At 46.6% G+C, this 19,882-nt stretch carries 16 protein-coding genes; all 16 read left to right on the top strand.

All coding sequences use genetic code 11. The features are described from left to right. The first annotated feature begins 9 nt into the window (after nt 1-9). The 16 genes from pbp4 to BM049_RS05685 all read left to right on the top strand — a co-directional run bounded on the left by pbp4 (nt 10) and on the right by BM049_RS05685 (nt 19,877). A complete protein-coding gene (pbp4, locus tag BM049_RS05755) occupies nt 10-2,067 on the top strand; it encodes a penicillin-binding protein PBP4(5) (protein WP_091529409.1) in 2,058 nt (685 codons plus the stop codon). 98 nt (nt 2,068-2,165) lie between these two features. Then, nucleotides 2,166-3,515: a hemolysin family protein gene (locus tag BM049_RS05750; protein WP_091529407.1), complete on the top strand. Its 1,350-nt coding sequence runs from the start codon at nt 2,166-2,168 to the stop codon at nt 3,513-3,515. A gap of 111 nt (nt 3,516-3,626) precedes the next feature. Continuing rightward, nucleotides 3,627-4,202 carry a DUF2179 domain-containing protein gene (locus BM049_RS05745; protein ID WP_091529405.1) on the top strand — a complete coding sequence of 192 codons (576 nt, stop codon included), beginning with the start codon at nt 3,627-3,629 and terminating at the stop codon, nt 4,200-4,202. A 13-nt stretch (nt 4,203-4,215) separates the two neighbouring features. After that, a complete protein-coding gene (locus BM049_RS05740; protein ID WP_091529403.1) occupies nt 4,216-5,337 on the top strand; it encodes an ATP-grasp domain-containing protein in 1,122 nt (373 codons plus the stop codon). 15 nt (nt 5,338-5,352) lie between these two features. Further along, entirely contained in the window at nt 5,353-6,003 is a 651-nt protein-coding gene (locus BM049_RS05735; RefSeq protein ID WP_091529402.1) for a GntR family transcriptional regulator, read from the top strand. A gap of 142 nt (nt 6,004-6,145) precedes the next feature. Further along, the gene (locus tag BM049_RS11735; RefSeq protein ID WP_143079462.1) at nt 6,146-6,355 is read left to right on the top strand and encodes a hypothetical protein; all 210 of its coding nucleotides are present in this window, start codon (nt 6,146-6,148) and stop codon (nt 6,353-6,355) included. 234 nt (nt 6,356-6,589) lie between these two features. After that, a complete protein-coding gene (gene pcrA / locus BM049_RS05730) occupies nt 6,590-8,827 on the top strand; it encodes a DNA helicase PcrA (RefSeq protein ID WP_091529400.1) in 2,238 nt (745 codons plus the stop codon). 19 nt (nt 8,828-8,846) lie between these two features. After that, nucleotides 8,847-10,868, top strand: coding sequence for an NAD-dependent DNA ligase LigA (gene ligA / locus BM049_RS05725; RefSeq protein WP_091529399.1), 2,022 nt, complete (start codon nt 8,847-8,849; stop codon nt 10,866-10,868). A gap of 22 nt (nt 10,869-10,890) precedes the next feature. Then, nucleotides 10,891-12,111 carry a CamS family sex pheromone protein gene (locus BM049_RS05720; RefSeq protein ID WP_091529397.1) on the top strand — a complete coding sequence of 407 codons (1,221 nt, stop codon included), beginning with the start codon at nt 10,891-10,893 and terminating at the stop codon, nt 12,109-12,111. A gap of 39 nt (nt 12,112-12,150) precedes the next feature. Next, nucleotides 12,151-12,456, top strand: coding sequence for an Asp-tRNA(Asn)/Glu-tRNA(Gln) amidotransferase subunit GatC (gatC, locus tag BM049_RS05715; RefSeq protein ID WP_091529395.1), 306 nt, complete (start codon nt 12,151-12,153; stop codon nt 12,454-12,456). Continuing rightward, nucleotides 12,456-13,922: an Asp-tRNA(Asn)/Glu-tRNA(Gln) amidotransferase subunit GatA gene (gene gatA / locus BM049_RS05710; protein WP_091529394.1), complete on the top strand. Its 1,467-nt coding sequence runs from the start codon at nt 12,456-12,458 to the stop codon at nt 13,920-13,922. Before gatC ends, gatA begins: the two co-directional genes overlap by 1 nt. A gap of 3 nt (nt 13,923-13,925) precedes the next feature. After that, entirely contained in the window at nt 13,926-15,359 is a 1,434-nt protein-coding gene (gatB, locus tag BM049_RS05705; RefSeq protein WP_091529392.1) for an Asp-tRNA(Asn)/Glu-tRNA(Gln) amidotransferase subunit GatB, read from the top strand. A 30-nt stretch (nt 15,360-15,389) separates the two neighbouring features. Continuing rightward, nucleotides 15,390-16,406, top strand: coding sequence for a diacylglycerol kinase family lipid kinase (locus BM049_RS05700; RefSeq protein WP_091529391.1), 1,017 nt, complete (start codon nt 15,390-15,392; stop codon nt 16,404-16,406). Between the two features lie 103 nt (nt 16,407-16,509). Beyond that, nucleotides 16,510-17,892, top strand: a complete 1,383-nt coding sequence (rlmD, locus tag BM049_RS05695) for a 23S rRNA (uracil(1939)-C(5))-methyltransferase RlmD (RefSeq protein ID WP_091529389.1) — start codon at nt 16,510-16,512, stop codon at nt 17,890-17,892. A gap of 220 nt (nt 17,893-18,112) precedes the next feature. After that, complete coding sequence (gene atpD / locus BM049_RS05690; RefSeq protein ID WP_091529387.1) at nt 18,113-19,510, top strand: F0F1 ATP synthase subunit beta; 1,398 nt, start codon at nt 18,113-18,115, stop codon at nt 19,508-19,510. Continuing rightward, entirely contained in the window at nt 19,500-19,877 is a 378-nt protein-coding gene (locus tag BM049_RS05685) for a hypothetical protein (RefSeq protein WP_091529386.1), read from the top strand. The genes atpD and BM049_RS05685 overlap by 11 nt, the downstream gene beginning before the upstream one ends. The last annotated feature ends 5 nt before the right edge of the window (nt 19,878-19,882 follow it).

Genomic DNA, 19,882 nt, shown 5'->3' with positions numbered 1-19,882 from the left:
GTCGATGACGTGAAAAACAGCAGGAAGCAGTGGAAGGCATCGAACAGGAAAGTGTTCGGGATAGCAGCGGGTATCGCTGTGTTCATTCTCATAAGTATCAGCGGCTATTTCTACTACCGAAACTGGCAGGAGGAGCAGCTGGCTTTAGAGCGGCGTGAAGAGATTGAAGGTCTGGTGGACGAGTACCTGGATGCCAAGGCTTCCACACGTTTTAAAGAGTATGTGGACACCCTTTCAGAAGGATTGGTTTCAGCAGAAGGCTACACGCGCCAGGAACTGGCTGAAAGATACGAAACGGTTTTTCAGGCCATTGGCGTTGACACACTCGATATAACGGATCGCGAGATCCTTTACGATGAAGAAGCAGATACTTACGCGTTCCGATACACCACTTTAATGACGACTGTTTTGGGTGAGACAGAAATGATGGCTTATCAGGCAGAAATCAGTGAAACAGAGGAAGCTAAAGCCGTTCAATGGGACCATTCACTTTTCCTTCCCAATATGGAGGAAGGCGATACTGTGAGTCTTTCCTACACTGAGCCGATGCGCGGTTCAATCTATGACCGAGATGGAAATATGCTGGCTGGTGAGGGAAAGGCCTATGATGCAGGCCTGTATCCTGCTGTCTTAGGCGAAGGAGACCAGCGGGAGGAACGTCTAGCTGAAATTAGTGAAACGTTTGACGTTTCTGTGCCCACACTTGAACGTTTACTTAGTCAGAATTGGGTAACAGAAGAGAGCCTTGTTCCGTTTAAAGTCGTCGATGTCGGTGAAACACCTGAGGTCCCGGGGGTGTTGTACCAGCAGACGACCGACCGGCTTTATCCCTTAGGGGAGGCAGCTGCTCACTTGACCGGCTATGTGGGCGATGTTTCAGCTGAAGATATTGAGAACGATCCAAAGCTGCAGTCGGGGCAGGTCATCGGTAAAGGCGGTCTGGAATACCGGTTCGATCAGGAACTGCGTGGTGATATGGGGGGACAGATCGCCCTTGTTGACAGTGAAGGAGAAGTGAAAGAGGTCATCGTCGAGAGAGAAAAACAAGACGGCGAGTCACTGACCCTGACGATCAGCAGTGCTGTCCAGTCAGAGCTGTTTGCCGCCTTCGACTCAGAGCCTGGATCCGCATCCCTTATGGATCCGGAAAGCGGAGAACTCCTGGCACTGGTAAGCTCGCCTTCTTATGATCCGCAGCTCTTTGCACGGGGGATCTCTCTGGAAGAGTTTAATGCCTACAATCAAGACGAAGACCAGCCTTTTCTGAATCGTTTCACAGCCCGCTATGCACCGGGATCGACCTTTAAGATCTTATCTTCCCTCGTGCTGCTGGAATCAGGGACGACAACGCCTGACAAAGTGAATACGATCGAAGGCCTCAGCTGGTCCCCGGAAACGGCTGCCTTTGGAGACAGAGAAATCACTCGTGTCAATGACTCGGTCACAGAAGTGGATTTAAAGGATGCACTGGTGTATTCGGACAATATTTTCTTTGCGATGGAAGCTTTTGAAATGGGGACAGAGGATTTTGTTGAAGGATTATCTCAGTTTCCGTTTGGAGAATCGTTCGAACTGCCGTTGACAATGAACCCGGCTCAGCTGGCAAACAATGATCGCATCGACGAAATCACCTTGCTTGCCGACACCGCTTATGGCCAAGGGGAGATACTTATGAATACCATTCATCAGCAGGTTTTCTATTCGCCAATTCTCAATGAGGGCACACTCGTCTATCCTAAGCTTCTGAAGGAAGCGGAAGGTGATAGCGCTGAAGGAATAGTTTCTGCTGAAAACGCTGAACTTGTGAGGGAGCTGCTTTTAGAAGCAGTAACAGACCCGAACGGGACATCACATGCGCTGGACCAGCTGGACTATGCTGTCGGTGCCAAGACGGGTACAGCGGAAATCGGCGGCGAGGAAGAAAATGAGACCAATGGCTTTTTATATGTTTTCGATGAAGAAAAGATGTCTTACTCATTCGTAGGGTCTCTCGAAGGGCAAAAAAGCGGTGATGTTATCGACCGTTTCGTCCCGTTCTTTTCATCCGTCCCGGGCCTGTTGGAATAAGGAGCTCAAACGGACTGAAAAAAGCATTGTAAGGAATAGATTTATATGATATAGTGACTGTGTTTTTATATGATCGGAATTTTAAAAGGAGACAAGTTATGAACAGCGACCCCTGGAGTATACAGCCCTTTATTGGGCCACTAGTAGTTATTATCGGTTTAATTGTATTGCACGGATTTTTTTCAGCCGCAGAAATGGCTATGATATCTATTAATCCAAACAGAATGATGGAAGAATCCCTGGATGGGAGTAAGAAAGCCAAGCGGATCCTGCGTATCTTAGACAATGCAGATGAATTTTTGACCACGATTCAAGTGGGCATATCACTTTCCGCATTATTTACCAGCGGTATGTCTGCGATAGTGATGTTGCGTCTATTCGATTCATTTGAAAATCCGATTCTTTCTTCACAAGTATTCAGTCTGACCGTTAGTGCGATCGTACTGACATATTTACTTTTGTCATTTGGTGAAAAGCTTCCTAAAGCGATAGCAAAACAGAATCCGGATGAGATAGCAATGAAATTATCAGGGATGGTTTTAGGACTCAGATATTTATCGGTTCCCATTGTATGGTTAGTGAACGTCACAGTCAGAGGAATGAAACACCTCCTGCCGATTGATTTTACGGCGAATGACGAGACCATCACGCGAGATGAATTCCGTTCGTTCATTGAACACAGTCATCAGCACGAAGTCATCGATATCGATGAATTTTCCATGCTGAAGGGAGTCCTGTCTCTGGACAATAAAATCGCCCGTGAAGTCATGGTACCGCGCACAGATGCATTCATGCTCGATTATGACGATCCAAATGAAGAAAATATCGAGGCCATGCTAGAAACGCCTCATTCACGTGTCCCATTATATTTTGAAGATAAAGATAACATCCTTGGCATTGTTCATGTTAAAAACCTGCTGCAGGCTTCTAAACATAAACCGTTGTATTCGATCGATCTAAAAGAAATCAGCAACCGTCCTTTATTTGTTCCTGAAACGATTTTTATCGATGACCTGATCTTTCAGATGAAAAAGACGCAGAATCAGATGGCTATTTTGAACGATGAATATGGCGGAGTCGTGGGGATCGTTACCCTTGAAGACCTGCTTGAAGAAATCGTCGGAGAAATCGACGATGAGTATGATGAATCAAACAATTTGATTGAACAAATCGACGACTTTATTTATAGTGTAGATGGAGCGACGCCACTGGACAAATTCAACGACTACTTTGACATGTCGATCGATTCTGAAGATGTGGATACGATCGCCGGCTACTTTATCACTGAATTTGGAAGCATCCCGGGAGAATCAGAGAAGGCGTACATCCGAGTAGATGACTTGTGTCTGACCGTTGATAAAATGGAAGGCTCGAGGATATCTACGCTGATCGTCAAAAAGCATCAGGAAGAAAATACTGAAGAGACAACTGAAAACGAGCAGGAGTAAACAGCGGATCGACCTGTACTCTTATAGACGAAGGCTGAGACAGGCGTTATATTGTCTCAGCCCTTGTTGCATATTTACGCAGAATCAATTTTTAATTTTAGGAGAGATAAAGTGGAGTTTAACTGGGGAATAATTGTAACGATTTTGTTGATCAATGTGGTTTATGTCACATTAAATACGCTTAGAATGATGCTGACGATGAAAGGTTATCAGTTGGCGGCCCCGTTCATAGCCATGGTCGAAGTGGCCATTTACGTTGTCGGGCTGGGACTGGTGCTGGATAATCTGGATAATGTGGCGAATATCATTGCTTATGCCGTCGGTTTTGGGGCGGGCATCTATGCTGGCATGAAAATTGAAGATAAACTGGCCCTGGGACATATCCTGGTCACGACGATCGTACCTGAAAATGGCTGGGAAGTGGCAGAAAAGCTTCGAGGCGAAGGCTTTGGTGTGACGATCACTCAGGCCCATGGGAGAGAAGGCAGCCGTTACGTGCTTGAGATCCTGACCCCACGCTCAAATGAAAGATCACTGTACAAACTGATTCATGAAATAGAACCCAAGGCCTTCATGATTTCCTATGAACCGAGATATATCAATGGCGGCTTCTGGACAAAGAGAATGAAGAAAAATAAAAAACAGGTCAAAAACAATCCGCAGGAGAATCCGTTTACCGAACTATAAGATGGAGTGACGAATGATGACAAATTGGATAAAACCCGGCAGTACAATAGGTGTAATCGGTGGGGGCAGTGTCGCCCGTCTCCTGGTCCTTTCAGCCAAACAACTGGGCTACCACGCAGGTGTACTCGATCCGAGCGAAAATTGTCTGGCTGCAGGTGTTGCTGACTGGCATATTAAGGCTGACCTGTCAGATGAACCGGCATGTCTGGATATGGCGATGAAAAGTGATGTTATTGTATACGAATCTGATGCGTTTCCTTCACGACTCGTTGAGAACATCACACGCACAGTGCCCGTACCACAGGGAGAAGAACTGCTGGCTGTCTCTCAGGATCGAATGCTTCAGAAAGCCTTTCTGGAATCCGTGCGGGTGAACATTGCCCCGTTTGCCACGATCATCTCCATGGATGATATCAGAGAAGCCGTGAATAGCATCGGATTTCCCTGTGTCCTAAAATCTAACAGTACAGATGAACGCTTTAAAGCACACCACGTCCTGTTCAGCGAAGAGGATATTGATGCTTCCGAACGGTTTCTTTCACAGGGGACATGCGTTCTTGAAGCCTGGATCCCATCTGAAAAAGAGGTCTGTCTTGCTCTGGTTAAAAACAGCCAGGGAGACGTGTCTTCATTCGCCATAACAGAAATGAAGTATAGAGATGATGTGTTTCATCAGGCGATTGCTCCAGCAGAGCTGAAAGGCGAAGTGGAACAGGAAATCAAACGTATTGGTCAAGTGATTGCAGAAGAGCTTGATTTTGTCGGTGTGATGGCAATTGAGATATTCTCGACTGGGAGCGGAGCGCTCTATGTCAATGAGATCGTCGCCCACCCGCATCGTGCCTTTCACTATACATTCAATTACCCTCATTTTTCCCAATATGAAGCGCTGATCAAGGCAGTGACAGGCTGGCCTGTCCGAGTGACAGACAGAGTGCACGATACGATAGTCATGAAAGTGATCCGAACAGATGAAAAGGATCTGGCCTATACTCAGGCACAGATCAAACCGGACTGGCTGTTCACTTTCTACGACAATGAGACCGGTCTGGATGCAGAGGAATTCGGGCATATCGTTGTTCCGACAAAACAGCTGAAAAAGACACTCGAACAAATGTCAAATATCTTTGATTAAGTAAAGGATGCCTCAATGAAAAAAATGAATAAGATGGAAGCGAAAGCCTATACCTTTATGATCAGTCAGATGAAAGAAGCTAATTGGACAAAAGGCAAGCAGTTGAAAGAGCTGGATATCTCCAGACAGCTGGAAATCAGTCGAACACCGGTAAGGCGTGCGTTGAATCGGCTAATCGAAGAAGGTTATGTTTACCGGATTCCGAATAAGGGAGTGTTTGTCGGAGACATCTCTTTGGATTTGAATCAGCGTAAGGAACGGATCTATTTTCTGGAAGCCTTGCTCCAGCACATCTTTTATACGCTGCAACTTGATGAAGTGACAGTCGATACTGTGCCGCTGACTGATCTGATGGATGACTTGAAAGAGACCGTTTCCTTGAAGTCAGATGATTTTGAGGCATTGGAAATTAAGTTCTGGCGCCTGCTGCTCGCTTATCACTCGAACAGATATATGAACGAGCGAGTAATCGAGACGATGCTGAGTCTGTATCAGGATTCCAGTCAGACCCCGATCATCTTCAAAAAAAGCCGTGCGATGAAGGTGACACACTACGCTAAACTGATCGAATGGCTCAACGATAATAATTATACCTATGCCAGACGGGAGATTCGGATACTGCTCAACCAGATCCTCATCAACCTCATTCAAGGCATAGATGACTAAGTCGACCCTGTGTCGACTTTTTTGATAAAAAATCTGAGATTTTTCTCCTTCATACTAGAAAAGTTTTTAGGTATGTAGTACTGAAAGCTTATGAAAGGTCTGAATAGAGGGATCTATTTAGTTCACTAAAAGTGAATGACGGGTGAGTGATGCCCATGACGCCTTCATTGGACGTACTCGCGACCATTCTGGTTTGGGTGAAGCCAATGAGCGGCACAAAGGACGTGCTCGCGGAAAATCCCGGGTGAGTGATGCCGATGACGCCTTCACTGGACGTGCTCGCGACCATTCCGGTTTGAGTGATGCGAATGTGCGGTACAATAAACCTGCTCAGAGGACATCTATCGTATGAGTGGGTACTATTAAAGTTATCAAAGATACTGATGAATGGGGAAAGCATGTATGCTGCGGCAAACATGCTTTTTTGACCTGGGCAAGAGTTCCTTGCTTCTAAACTATTCAACAACAGCAGAAAAGCTGAAAGACACACAGTTGTGGCGTATAATCTCTGACAAGATGTATGGAAAGAGAGCATCGTTTTCTGTTATAATAAAACAATGTATGAACACCTGAAAGGATGAAAAAAGTGGTACTGCGAGAAGATATTTTACAGGGGATGAACCCCAGGCAGAGAGAGGCTGTTGCGCACACTGAGGGCCCGTTACTGATCATGGCCGGAGCCGGATCTGGAAAGACGCGTGTGCTGACGCACCGGATCTCTTATCTGATACAAGAAAAAGGCGTGAATCCTTGGAACATTCTGGCGATCACCTTTACGAATAAAGCCGCTTCAGAAATGAAAAACCGGGTAGCGACCCTGGTGACAGACGGCGGACTGGATGTATGGGTCTCGACCTTTCACTCCATGTGCGTCCGTATCTTGCGGAGAGAGATCGACCACATCGGATACAGTTCGAGTTTCACGATCGCCGATCCCGGTGAACAGCTGACACTAATTAAAAAGATACTTAAACGACTGAATATCGATCCGAAAAAATATAACCCGAGAGCGATCCTTTCGGAAATCAGCAATGCAAAAAACAATCTGCAGAACGAGAAAGAGTACCGCGTGGAAGCAACGGATTACTTCGGCAAGATCGTGGCGGACTGCTACGATCACTATCAGCGTGAGCTGAGACAGGCGGAAACCCTGGACTTTGATGACCTGATCATGCTGACGGTTCGACTGTTCGAAGAACACAAAGACGTCCTGCAGTACTATCAGACCAAATTTCAGTATATCCACGTGGATGAGTATCAGGATACCAACCATGCCCAGTATAAACTTGTAAACCTTCTGGCTGAGCGCTTCAGAAATATCTGCGTCGTCGGTGACGCTGACCAGAGTATATACGGCTGGCGCGGGGCTGACATGGAAAACATCCTGAACTTTGAGCGGGATTACAGTGATGCCAAGGTCGTTTTACTGGAGCAGAATTACCGGTCCACGAAAAATATCCTGAAAGCGGCCAATGATGTCATCTCGCATAACTCCAAACGAAAAGATAAAAGCCTCTGGACAGATAAAGATGGCGGCGAATCCATCACCTATTACCGTGCAGGTAATGAACACGAAGAAGCGCGCTATGTCATTCAGCATATCCAGCAGGAACTGGAAAAGAATCCTAATCGGGAATACGGCGATTTTGCCGTATTATACCGGACCAATGCCCAGTCCCGTGTGATGGAAGAAACACTGATCAAGACGAACATCCCTTACCGCATGGTCGGCGGACACAAGTTCTACGACCGTAAAGAGATCAAGGATGTCCTGGCGTATCTCACACTCATCGCCAATCCGAAAGACAATCTCAGCTTTGCTCGGGTCGTGAATGAACCTAAAAGGGGTATCGGAGCGAGCACAGTCGAAAAACTGGCGTTGGCCGCAGAAGAAATGGGCTGGAGTTTGTATGAAGCTGCCTTGAATGCCAACAGTATCAACTTATCTGCGCGTGCCGTGAAAAAAGTGGAAGGCTTTGCCCTGATGATTCAGGATTTCCGAAAAATGGCAGAGTTCCTGAGCATCACAGAGCTGACGGAAGAAGTTCTCAACAAGTCGGAGTACCTTCCAACACTTAAGAAAGAACGGACCCTGGAAGCAGAAACGCGCGTCGAGAATATCGAAGAATTCCTGACGGTGACCAATCAGTTCGATAAAGAAGAGCAGGAAGATGACAGTCTGATCGCTTTCCTGACTGACTTGTCACTCATTTCCGACATCGACAAACTGGAAGAAGAACCAACGAGCGAGATCACCCTGATGACCCTTCACGCTGCCAAGGGACTTGAATTCCCTATCGTTTTCCTCATTGGGATGGAAGAAGGGCTTTTCCCGCTTTCCCGTGCTGAAATGGAAGAAGATGCAATGGAAGAAGAGCGACGTCTGGCTTATGTCGGGATCACACGGGCCGAAGAGAAACTGTACTTGACCAATGCCTTGTCCCGTGCCCTGTACGGTCGTGTCCAGTCCAACCGTCCTTCCCGTTTCTTGGAAGAGATGGATGACGAGGTATTGGATGTTGAGGAATCGAATTCACTGAAACCTTTCTCAAGCGGGATGTACAAAGGCTTTGGGAACAGTTCGAATGATCCGTTTGATAAAAAGACGAAGAAAAGAAAAAATTATGTTTCTCACGCTACAGGAAACAGCGGTGCTGAAAAGCTGGACTGGCAAGTGGGAGAAAAAGTAAAGCACAAGGTTTGGGATATCGGGACAGTCGTGAAAGTCAGTGGCGAAGGCGATGACCTGCAGCTGGATATAGCCTTTCCCGGCATAGGCATCAAACCCTTACTGGCAAGTTTTGCTCCGATCGAAAAAATCTAAGTGTAGAAAGGATAATCCAATGGCTGAAGAAATAAGTTTTGATCAGGCTCGAAAACGGGTAGATGAACTGAAAACCTTGCTGGACCAGTATAGTCATCAGTATTATGTGCTGGACCAGCCCACTATCCCGGATGAAGAATATGATCAGCTGTATAGAGAATTAGTTGAATTGGAAGAAAAGTATCCGACATTGGTTCAGAGTGACTCACCGACGCAGCGGGTGGGCGGGTCATTACTGGAAGGCTTTGAAAAGGTCCAGCACGACATCCCGATGCTGAGTCTGGATAATGCCTTTTCTAAAGAGGAACTGCAGGATTTCGACCGGAAAGTCTCTCAGATACTGGACGACCAGCCGTATGCCTATCACTGTGAACTGAAAATGGACGGGCTGGCTGTGTCTCTGAAATATGAGAACGGAAAGTTCACCCAGGCAGTCACCCGGGGGAACGGTTCAGAAGGCGAGAATGTGACGGCTAACGTGAAAACGATCCGTTCTATTCCACTGACATTAAAAGAACCGCTCACCTTAGAAGCACGCGGGGAGATCTATATGCCTAAATCTTCCTTCATTGCGCTGAATCAGCAGCGCGAAGAACAGGGGGAAGCCGTCTTTGCCAATCCCAGGAATGCGGCGGCCGGAACGATAAGAAATCTGGATCCTAAAGTCACAGCTTCGAGAAACCTGAGTGTCTTCTTGTATTCACTTGCCCAGCTGGACGGGAAAGAAGTCCAGAGTCAGTCAGAGGCCTTGGCGCTCCTGGATGATCTGGGGCTGAAAACCAATCCTGAACGGCAGGTCTTTGAATCGATCGATGAGGTGTGGGACTTTGTGGAGGTATATCAGGAAAAGAGAACGGACCTGCCTTATGAGATCGATGGAATCGTTATTAAAGTGAACGAACTGGACAATCAGGAAAAAGCCGGATTTACAGTCAAGGCACCGAGATGGGCGATCGCTTATAAGTTCCCGGCAGAAGAAGCAGAGACCTTGCTGAAAACGATTGAATGGTCGGTCGGCCGGACGGGAGTCGTCACCCCAACAGCGATCATGGAGCCTGTTCAGCTTGCCGGGACGACCGTTCAGCGCGCGAGTCTGCACAATGTGGACCTTATGAAGGAAAAAGATATCCGACTGGGCGACACCGTTGTCGTGCGCAAAGCAGGCGACATCATTCCTGAAGTGATCAAAGTGAATAAGGATAAACGCCCCGAAGGCAGTCAGCCTTATGATTATCCGACCCACTGCCCGGCATGTGACAGCGAGCTGATGCATCTGGAAGATGAAGTGGCTTTGAGATGCATGAATCCAAGCTGTTCTGCTCAAGCGAAAGAAAAGCTGACACATTTTGTATCTCGAAACGCTATGAATATTGAAGGACTAGGCGAGCGCATCGTTGAACAGATGTATGATGAATCCCTTGTCAACGACCCGGCAGATCTCTATTACCTGGAAAAAGATCAGCTGCTGACGCTGGACAAAATCGCTGACAAGTCGGCAGACAATTTACTTAAAGCAATAGAAGACTCAAAAGCAAATTCACTGGAACGGCTGATTTTCGGTTTAGGCATCCGTCACGTCGGAGCGAAAGCCGCCCGACTGCTGGCTGAAGAGTTCATTACCATGGAAGAGTTGAGGAAGTCATCTAAAGAAGCCATCGAAGCCATCGAAGGTATGGGTGAAACCATTGCAGAAAGCATTCATGCCTTTTTTGAACTGGAAGAGGTGGACGAACTGCTGCAGAAGTTGAAAATTGCCGATGTGAACATGGAATATAAAGGTAAACGTAAAGAAGAAATCGAACAATTGTCTACTTTCTTTACAGATAAGACATTAGTCATTACAGGGAAACTTGAACAGTTTACCCGTAATGAACTGAAAGAAAAACTCACCAACCTTGGAGCGAAGGTCACAGGGAGCGTGTCAAAGAACACAGACTTCCTGATTGCAGGAGAAGAAGCCGGCAGCAAGCTGACGAAAGCCCAGGAACTGGATGTGCCCATATTAACCGAACAGCAAGTCCTTAAGGAGATTGATGAATGATTAGAATAGAGAGTGAGAACAAGTGAAAAAGAAATCAGTTCTCAGTTTAGTAATTGCTCAAGCTGTGTTTCTTGCGGCCTGCAGTGCTTTCCCGGACAGTACTGATCCAAATGGCCCAGGTCAGGGAGAGAGTCAGACAGAAGAAATGGTAAACCAGCTGGACGAAGATGAAGTCACCACGATAGAAGAACAGGTGGATGCGGACTATTACAGACCCGTCATCACAGAGGAAGGGACGTATGCACCGAGTCAGAACAGAGGGATCACACGCAGTCTGAATTCCAGTGTTAACATGCGCATGTTCGAGATCGACCTGATGCGCCACTCCCAAACCTACTTCCCTACAGACAACCATTTTTTCCAGGAAGGTCAATACCTGTCTTCCGACCTGGTCAGTAGCTGGTTAAGAAGAGAACAGCTTCCTCAAGAAAATGAAAATGAAGAGGATGGCGAAGAAACCACAGAACCGGAAGAGATCGATGAACAGATGCAGGGACTCAATCCTCCAGAAGCTGACAGCGAAGAGGGTGAAGAGCGTGTACCGAATGTCTTGAACTCGATCCTTGAACAGAATTTTTATGTTCAGACAGACAATGGTCTGGAACTGGCTGGAGTCAGCATAGGACTGGCCCTGAATTCTGTTGATTATTACCGCCTCGAACAGTATGGGGCAGTGTACCAGCAGGATATCTCCCGGGAAGAGGTCCTTGAAGAAGGCCAGAGAATTGGCGAGGAGGTGGCCTCCCGCATAAGAAATATCGAAGGACTGGAAAATGTTCCCGTAATGATCGGCTTGTATGAACAGTCGACACAGGACGATCTGGCTCCCGGCACCTTTATCGCTGAAGGGTTAGTCGAAGACGGAGAAGCATCGGTGTCGGATTGGACAATGATCAATGAAGACCGCATCGTGTTCCCGCTGGAAGGTATGCAGAGTGCAGAAGGAAACAACTTTGCCAACTTCAGGTCAGAAGTAGAAAGCTTTTTCCCGAATGTCAGCGGCGTGACCGGCCTGGGTCATTATATTGAGGACCAGCTGATGAATCTGGAAATAACCGTTACAACTCAGTTTTACGGCAAAGGAGAGATCATTGCTTTCACCCAATTCCTGAATGAAGCTGGTCAAACCTATCTGCCGGGCAATGTATCGACGCAGATAAATGTGGAGTCACTGAACGGTATGGAATCTTATCTGAACCGGGAAGCTGATCAGGAAGATTATGATGTGTATATATTCAATTGATGACAGCAGCGCAGTCAAACAGACGAAAGGAAGAATCATATGGCTATTAACGAAGAAACAGTCAAGCAAGTGGCTAAACTGGCAAAACTTGAAATAGAAGAAGAATCCATTCACACATTCACGAAAGAGCTGGATCGGATCGTCGACATGGTCGAACAACTGGAAGAACTGGATACAGAAGGTGTCGAAGGCACGTATCACGGTCTGCCTCAAAAGAATGTCTGGAGAGAAGATAAGGTTCAACAAGGAACGGACAGAGAAGCACTGTTCAAAAACGTTAAAACACGAAAAGATGGCTACATTGAAGTACCTGCCATGTTTGATAACGGGGGGAGTGAAGCGTAGTGAATTTTTTAGCTCATACTTTAGAAGAGTTGCACGAAAAATTAGTGAACAAAGAATTGACAGCCGTCGAGCTGATGGAATCTGTCTATGCAAATATTGAAGAGACGGATGAAAGGGTCGGAGCGTTTCTGACTTTAAATAAAGAAGAAGCTCTGGCAGCGGCACGAGAAGCTGATGAACAAGGCATCGATCCTGACAATGTCCTGAGTGGACTGCCTGTGGGGATCAAGGATAACATCTCTACCAAAGGAATCAGAACAACAGCGGCTTCGAAAATTCTGGAAGAATTCGTTCCTGTCTATGACGCAACGGTCGTTGAAAAACTTAAGCAGGCGGGGATGATTTCTGTCGGCAAGCTGAACTTGGATGAATTTGCCATGGGCGGGTCAACGGAAAATTCTGCGCTGAAAGTGACACGCAATCCTTGGGATCTCTCTAAAGTTCCCGGTGGTTCGTCCGGCGGCTCGGCAGCCGCGGTTGCAGCCGGTCAAATTCCGGTCTCACTTGGTTCGGATACGGGCGGCTCGATCAGACAGCCAGCGTCCTTCACTGGTCTTGTAGGTATGAAACCGACTTACGGCCGCGTTTCCCGCTATGGTCTCATTGCGTTCGGATCAAGCTTGGATCAAATCGGACCGTTTACCCGTACAGTCAAGGATAATGCCCTGGTACTTAACGTCATCAGCGGAACAGATGACAGAGATGGCACATCTTACCGCGGGGACACACCCGATTTCACAGAAGGAATCGAAGAAGGCGTCAAAGGCCTGCGCATCGGTGTGCCGAAAGAATACTTCCATGAAGATGCCAAAGAAACCGCCATCGTGGAATCGGTACGTGCAGCACTAGAACTATATAAGGAGATGGGCGCTGAAATCGTAGAAGTCAGCCTGCCGCATTCCAAATATGGTATTCCCGCTTATTACATCATCGCTTCTTCAGAAGCCTCAAGTAACCTGCAGCGTTTCGACGGCATCCGCTACGGCTACCGTTCAGAAAACATCGGGTCGCTAGAAGACATTTACGTTAAATCCCGTTCAGAAGGCTTCGGACTGGAAGTGAAACGTCGGATCATGCTTGGGACATTCTCATTAAGTTCCGGTTTCTATGATGCCCACTTCAAAAAAGCGGCGCAGGCCCGTACCCTGATCAGACAGGACTTTGAAAAGACCTTTGAAGATGTGGACGTTTTGGTCGCACCGACAACGACATCGACAGCTTTTGAAATCGGCGGAAAAATCGATGATCCCCTGGCTATGTATATGGCAGACGTGTTAACTGTTCCAGTCAATCTGGCAGGCGTCCCGTCACTGTCCATTCCATGTGGCTTTTCTGAAGACATGCCGATCGGGATGCAGATCATCGGTAAGCATTTCGATGAACAGACGATTTACCGAACAGCATATGCCTACGAAAAAGCTACTGATCATCATGAGAAAAAACCATCATTCAAAGGAGGAGAATAAGCGATGAATTTAGAACCAGTTATAGGATTAGAAGTGCATGTGGAATTAAAAACGGATTCTAAAATGTTCTCCCCGTCTCCCGCACATTTTGGTGCTGAACCGAATACGAATACGAACGTCATCGACTGGGGACACCCAGGGGTCCTTCCGGTCGTCAATAAACGGGCGATCGAATTCGGGATGAAAGCGGCGCTGACATTGAACTGCAGCATCGCAAACGAAACAAAATTTGACCGTAAAAACTACTTTTACCCGGATAACCCGAAAGCTTATCAGATCTCACAATTTGACCAGCCGATCGGTTATGACGGCTGGATCGAAATCGATGTCAAAGGCGAAAAGAAAAAGATACGTATCGAACGTGTTCACCTGGAAGAAGATGCAGGTAAAAACACGCATGGGGATGACGGCTCTTCTTATGTGGACCTGAACCGTCAGGGCACGCCCCTTATCGAAATCGTGTCTGAAGCGGATATGCGCTCGCCTGAAGAAGCGCAGGCTTATCTGGATACAGTGAAACAGCTCATTCAGTTCACAGGCGTATCCGATGTAAAAATGCAGGAAGGGTCCATGCGCTGTGACGCCAACATTTCACTGCGACCAGTCGGACAGGAAGAATTTGGGACTAAGACTGAGCTTAAAAACCTGAACTCCTTCAATAACGTCAGAAAAGGTCTGCAACATGAGATCAAGCGTCAGGAAAAAATCCTGAATGCCGGTGGAGCGATCCAGCAGGAAACCAGACGTTTTGACGAAACCACAGGCGAAACGATTCTTATGCGTGTCAAAGAAGGATCAAGTGACTACCGTTACTTCCCGGAACCGGACATTCCAAATCTTGAGATCAGCAATGACTGGATCGATGACGTCAGAGCGTCCCTTCCGGAAATGCCGAAAGAACGTATGGAAAGATACGTGAAAGACTATAAGCTGCCTGAATATGATGCCGGCGTATTGACTGCGACAGTCGAAATGTCCGATTTCTTCCAGGAAACGGTCGATCACGGAGCGGATCCCAAGCAGGCATCCAACTGGCTGATGGGCGAAGTCTCTGCCTACTTGAACAGTGAACATAAAGAATTGCATGATACACAATTGACGCCTAAGGCACTGGCTGAAATGATCAAGCTGATCGCTGACGGAACCATTTCTTCCAAGATCGCCAAGAAAGTCTTCAAAGAACTCATCACCAAAGGCAGCGATGATGTGAAAGCATTAGTTGAAGACAAAGGCTGGGTCCAGTTAAGTGATCCGGCTAAACTGCTGCCGATCATTTCTGAAACACTGGATCAGAACGAACAGTCTATCGAAGACTATAAAAACGGCAAAGACCGTGCACTAGGTTTCTTAGTCGGAAACGTCATGAAACAGACGAGAGGAAAAGCCAATCCTGGCGTGGTCAACAAACTTCTGAAAGAAGAAATGGACAAACGCTAGGAGCGTTAAGAAAAAGGGGGTGGATGGACGGTGAGAAAACGTGCGCGTTTGATTTACAATCCGACATCCGGTCGTGAAACATTAAAGAAACAATTGCCGGACATCTTAAATGAATATGAAAAAGCCGGTTATGATACCAGTGCCTTCTGCACTACAGCAGCAGCACTCAGTGCGCAGAAAGAAGCAGACCGCTGTACCAAAGACGGATTTGATCTGATCGTTGCGGCGGGTGGCGATGGCACCATCAATGAAGTGATCAACGGTATGTCTCCCCATCTTCATCGTCCCAAGCTGGCCATCATTCCAGCTGGTACGACCAATGACTACGCCAGAGCACTTAAGATCCCGCGCTATGATTATGTCAAAGCCGCCCAGCTTATTCATAAAAAACAGACGGTGCATATGGATATCGGAAGAGTCAAGACGAAATCCGATGACAAATTCTTTATGAATATCGGCGCAGCGGGGTTTTTGACCGAAGTCACCTATGACGTGCCGCCGAATATGAAATCACTGTTCGGTTCGCTGGCCTACTTTGTCAAAGGGGCAGAACTGCTCCCTCGTGTAGGTAAAGTACCAGTCAAAATAACTTATGATGAAGGCATCTATGAAGGGGTCGCCTCATTGATATTTGTTGCCTTGACAAATTCAGTTGGCGGATTTGAAAAAATCGCCCCGGACAAGATGCTGGGTGACGGGAAGTTCACACTGATCGTTGTGAAAACGACGAACTTTGCCGAGATCCTGCGTCTGATCACACTGCTGATGAATGACGGCAGACATACACAGCATCCCAAAGTGCTGTATAAAAAAACCAGTTACGTCAAAGCTGAAACCCAGAACGACCAGCAGCTGATGATCAATATCGACGGGGAATACGGCGGGGATGCGCCTGCAGAATTCACGATGTATAAGCAGCATCTGGAGATCGTGACAGATCTGGACCGGATGCAATTGTCCATCAGCGCCCAAGACTTGATGACTGAAGAAAAAGAAGAAGAATTCAAAAAACGCGTCATGGAACTGCAAGATAAGGAAGAAGAATAATTAAAGCGCACAGCCTGAAACCTGTGCGCTTTCGTCTTTTACAGGAAACCTGTATACTTCAAATGAGACGTCATCGCAAACAAGCGAAAAAAAGGAGAATACCATGAGTAAGAACAAACAGAATTTCAAAGCACCAGTAGAAAAGAATGAGACCTATCAGGGGGAGATCGTCGATCTGACGCATGAGGGATTAGGCGTGGCCAAAATCGACCACTATCCGCTGTTCATCGAAGGTGCTCTTGTTGGAGAAACCATTGAATTCAAAGTCATCAAAATCGGCAAGTCATTTGGTGTAGGCAAACTGACGAAAATCATCGATCAGAGTCCAGACCGTGTGGAAGTCAAAGATAAGGCTTACGCACAGACAGGCACGATGCCGCTGCAGCACCTTTCTTATAAAGGCCAGCTGGCATTCAAAAAAAGCCAAGTGGAAAACGTCATGCAGAAGATCGCTAAGCTGCCGGATGTACCTGTCTATGGCGTCATCGGCATGGAGAATCCTTTTAGTTACCGCAACAAAGCTCAGGTTCCTGTCAGAAAAATCAAAGGAAAGCTGGAAACCGGTGTTTACCGAAAGAACAGTCATGACCTGATCCCGATGGAAGACTTCAAGATCCAGGATCCTGAGATCGACAAAGCGATCGTGACGGTACGTGACATCATGCGCACCTATAACGTGAAGCCTTACAATGAAAAAGACAACACCGGAAATCTGCGTCATATCCTGGTCCGTCGCGGCTACCACACCGGCGAAATGATGGTCGTACTGGTAACCCGTACACCGAAACTGTTCCCAGTCAGCAAGATCGTTCCGGACATTCTTGAAGAATTGCCGAACGTGGTCAGTATCGTTCAGAACGTAAACCCTAAGAAAACGAACGTCATTCTGGGACAGGAAGTTATCGTGCTGCACGGGGAAGACAAGTATCACGACAAACTGCTGGATCACACCTTTGAGATCTCTCACCGTTCATTCTTCCAGGTCAACACGCCTCAGGCCGAAGTGCTTTACAGCAAAGTCATCGAGTTTGCTGAATTGACGGGAGAAGAAACCGTCATCGATGCTTACAGCGGTATCGGCACGATCACCCTGGCACTGGCTGAAAAAGCCAAAGAAGTTTACGGCATAGAAGTGATTGAACCGGCTGTCGAAGACGCCAAGCGCAATGCCGAGCTCAATGGTGTGGAAAACGTCACATATCAAGTCGGTGCAGCCGAAGACGTGATGCTGGAATGGAGCAAGGAAGGGCGTTCAGCAGATTTACTGGTCGTTGATCCACCAAGAAAAGGGCTCGATGAACAGTTTGTCGACGCTGTTCTTACAATGAAGCCGAAGAAAATGATTTACGTCAGCTGTAACCCTGCCACACTCGCCCGCGATCTGGCCCTGCTCGTTGAAGGTGGCTACACCGCACAGAAAGTACAGCCTGTCGACATGTTCCCGCAGACGAGTCATATTGAGAGTGTCACACTGTTAACAAGGTAATGCAAAAAGGCTGAAAGATAAAGGATCAAAATCGAATACTGAAGATCATGATAAATCGTGTTGGTGAGTTCTAACGAGCTTGCTGACACGTTTTTTTAGAACCCATTTGTTTGACAAATCTGATGAATAGGTGATAAGGTTTTTGTATAAAATATTGGATAATTTTTAAAGCGCTTACAAAAATATGATAAAATGAGTACACTATCGAGGATGATACTTTATGGATAAAAATCTTGGTTATATAAAAAGTATCAGAGGAAGCATCATTGATGTTGTGTTTGAGCACGAGTTACCATTTATCAACAATAAACTTGTGACCGGAGCAGACGATCAGGTGATCATGGAAGCTGCATCTTATATCAATGATTCTACCGTTCGTTCAATTGCTTTGACTTCTACTTCGGGGCTTTCCAGAGGGGATACAGTAAAGGATACTGGGGCGCCTATAAAAGTTCCTGTAGGTGAAGAGATTTTAGGTAGCATGTTCGATGTCTTTGGAAATACCTTAAATGGTGAAGGGAAATCAAAGGCAATGACAAAATCGATTCATCAAAGACCTGTCCCTTTTTCCGAAAGAAACACAACGAATGAACTGTTTATAACGGGCATTAAAGTCATCGATATTCTTACACCACTGGCTCGAGGCGAAAAAGCGGGGCTATTTGGAGGAGCCGGTGTAGGAAAGACAGTTTTGATCACTGAGCTGATAAATAATACTGCAAAAAAAACAAAAGGCTATAGTGTGTTTTGCGGTATTGGTGAAAGATCAAGAGAGGCAGAAGAACTGTACAGAGAAGTCAAAGAAGCTAAAATATTAGACAATGCTGTCCTTATTTTTGCTCAGATGAATGAACCGCCTGGTGCAAGGTTCAGGGTGGGGCATGCAGCTCTTACCATGGCGGAATATTTCAGGGATGTTCAAAAAAAAGATGTCCTCCTTCTGATCGATAATATATTTCGGTTCATACAGGCAGGTTCGGAAGTTTCTGGCCTTATGGGCAAGATGCCTTCAAGAGTCGGCTATCAGCCTACGTTAGCAAGCGAACTGGCGGAACTGGAAGAACGGATTTCTAGTACGAGATCCGGTGCAATTACTTCGATTCAAGCTGTTTATGTGCCGGCAGATGATTTTACCGATCCGAGTGCAACGCACACGTTTTCCCATCTATCGGCATCCATTGTGCTGTCAAGAAAACGAGCAAGCCAAGGTCTCTACCCGGCGATCGATCCTTTAAGTTCTTCCTCAAATATGCTGAATGCGGCAATTGTAGGTGAGAAGCATTATACGATCGCACGCGAAATAAAAAAGACTCTCGCAACTTACGAAGAGCTTAAAGATATTATTGCTATGTTAGGCATAGAAGAACTCTCTGTGGAGAACCGCAGTGTGGTACAGCGGGCAAGAAAATTGGAACGGTTTTTGACACAGCCGTTCTTTACGACAGCAGACATCACGGGAAGCGAGGGCCGGTTGGTGGAACTCGAAAATGCTCTTGATGGCTGCGAACGGATATTAAATGACGAGTTCCAAGATTACCGAGAAAGTGATTTTTATATGATTGGCGGTATAGAAGAGGCGGAAGAGCGAAAAAAGAAAAGAGAAAAAAATGAGACTTAAAATCAATCTACCTTACAAAACAATTTTAGATATAGATGTGAAAAAAATCACAGCGCCAGGCTCCAATGGTGTTTTCCAGATCCTTCCAAAACATATAGACGCTACCTGGATTTTAAGGCCGGGTATTCTGCAGGTAAATGCAGAGAAGGAGCTTTATTTTGCGGTCAGTCATGGCGTAGCGGTCAAACAGGGAGCAACCGTATATCTGGCTACCATGCAGGCGATTGCCGGAGAATCTCTAAGCGAGTTGAGTCAGACAGTAGAAGACACGTTCAAAAAAATAGACGAAAAAGAAAAAAAAGCTCGGGAAGTACTTGTAAGTTTGGAAACAGAGACGATCCGGAGATTTGCGGAACTTGATACGTAGAGGGG

This window comes from Alkalibacterium subtropicum (assembly GCF_900112455.1).
GTDB lineage: Bacteria > Bacillota > Bacilli > Lactobacillales > Carnobacteriaceae_A > Alkalibacterium > Alkalibacterium subtropicum.
This window is presented reverse-complemented; position numbering and strand designations above follow the sequence as displayed.

Excerpts from the sequence above, each read along its gene's own strand:
- BM049_RS05750 (WP_091529407.1), top strand. The coding sequence starts at position 2,166 with ATGAACAGCGACCCCTGGAGTATACAGCCCTTTATTGGGCCACTAGTA.
- BM049_RS05740 (WP_091529403.1), top strand. The coding sequence starts at position 4,216 with ATGATGACAAATTGGATAAAACCCGGCAGTACAATAGGTGTAATCGGT.
- BM049_RS05735 (WP_091529402.1), top strand. The coding sequence starts at position 5,353 with ATGAAAAAAATGAATAAGATGGAAGCGAAAGCCTATACCTTTATGATC.
- ligA (WP_091529399.1), top strand. The coding sequence starts at position 8,847 with ATGGCTGAAGAAATAAGTTTTGATCAGGCTCGAAAACGGGTAGATGAA.
- gatC (WP_091529395.1), top strand. The coding sequence starts at position 12,151 with ATGGCTATTAACGAAGAAACAGTCAAGCAAGTGGCTAAACTGGCAAAA.
- gatB (WP_091529392.1), top strand. The coding sequence starts at position 13,926 with ATGAATTTAGAACCAGTTATAGGATTAGAAGTGCATGTGGAATTAAAA.
- rlmD (WP_091529389.1), top strand. The coding sequence starts at position 16,510 with ATGAGTAAGAACAAACAGAATTTCAAAGCACCAGTAGAAAAGAATGAG.
- atpD (WP_091529387.1), top strand. The coding sequence starts at position 18,113 with ATGGATAAAAATCTTGGTTATATAAAAAGTATCAGAGGAAGCATCATT.
- BM049_RS05685 (WP_091529386.1), top strand. The coding sequence starts at position 19,500 with ATGAGACTTAAAATCAATCTACCTTACAAAACAATTTTAGATATAGAT.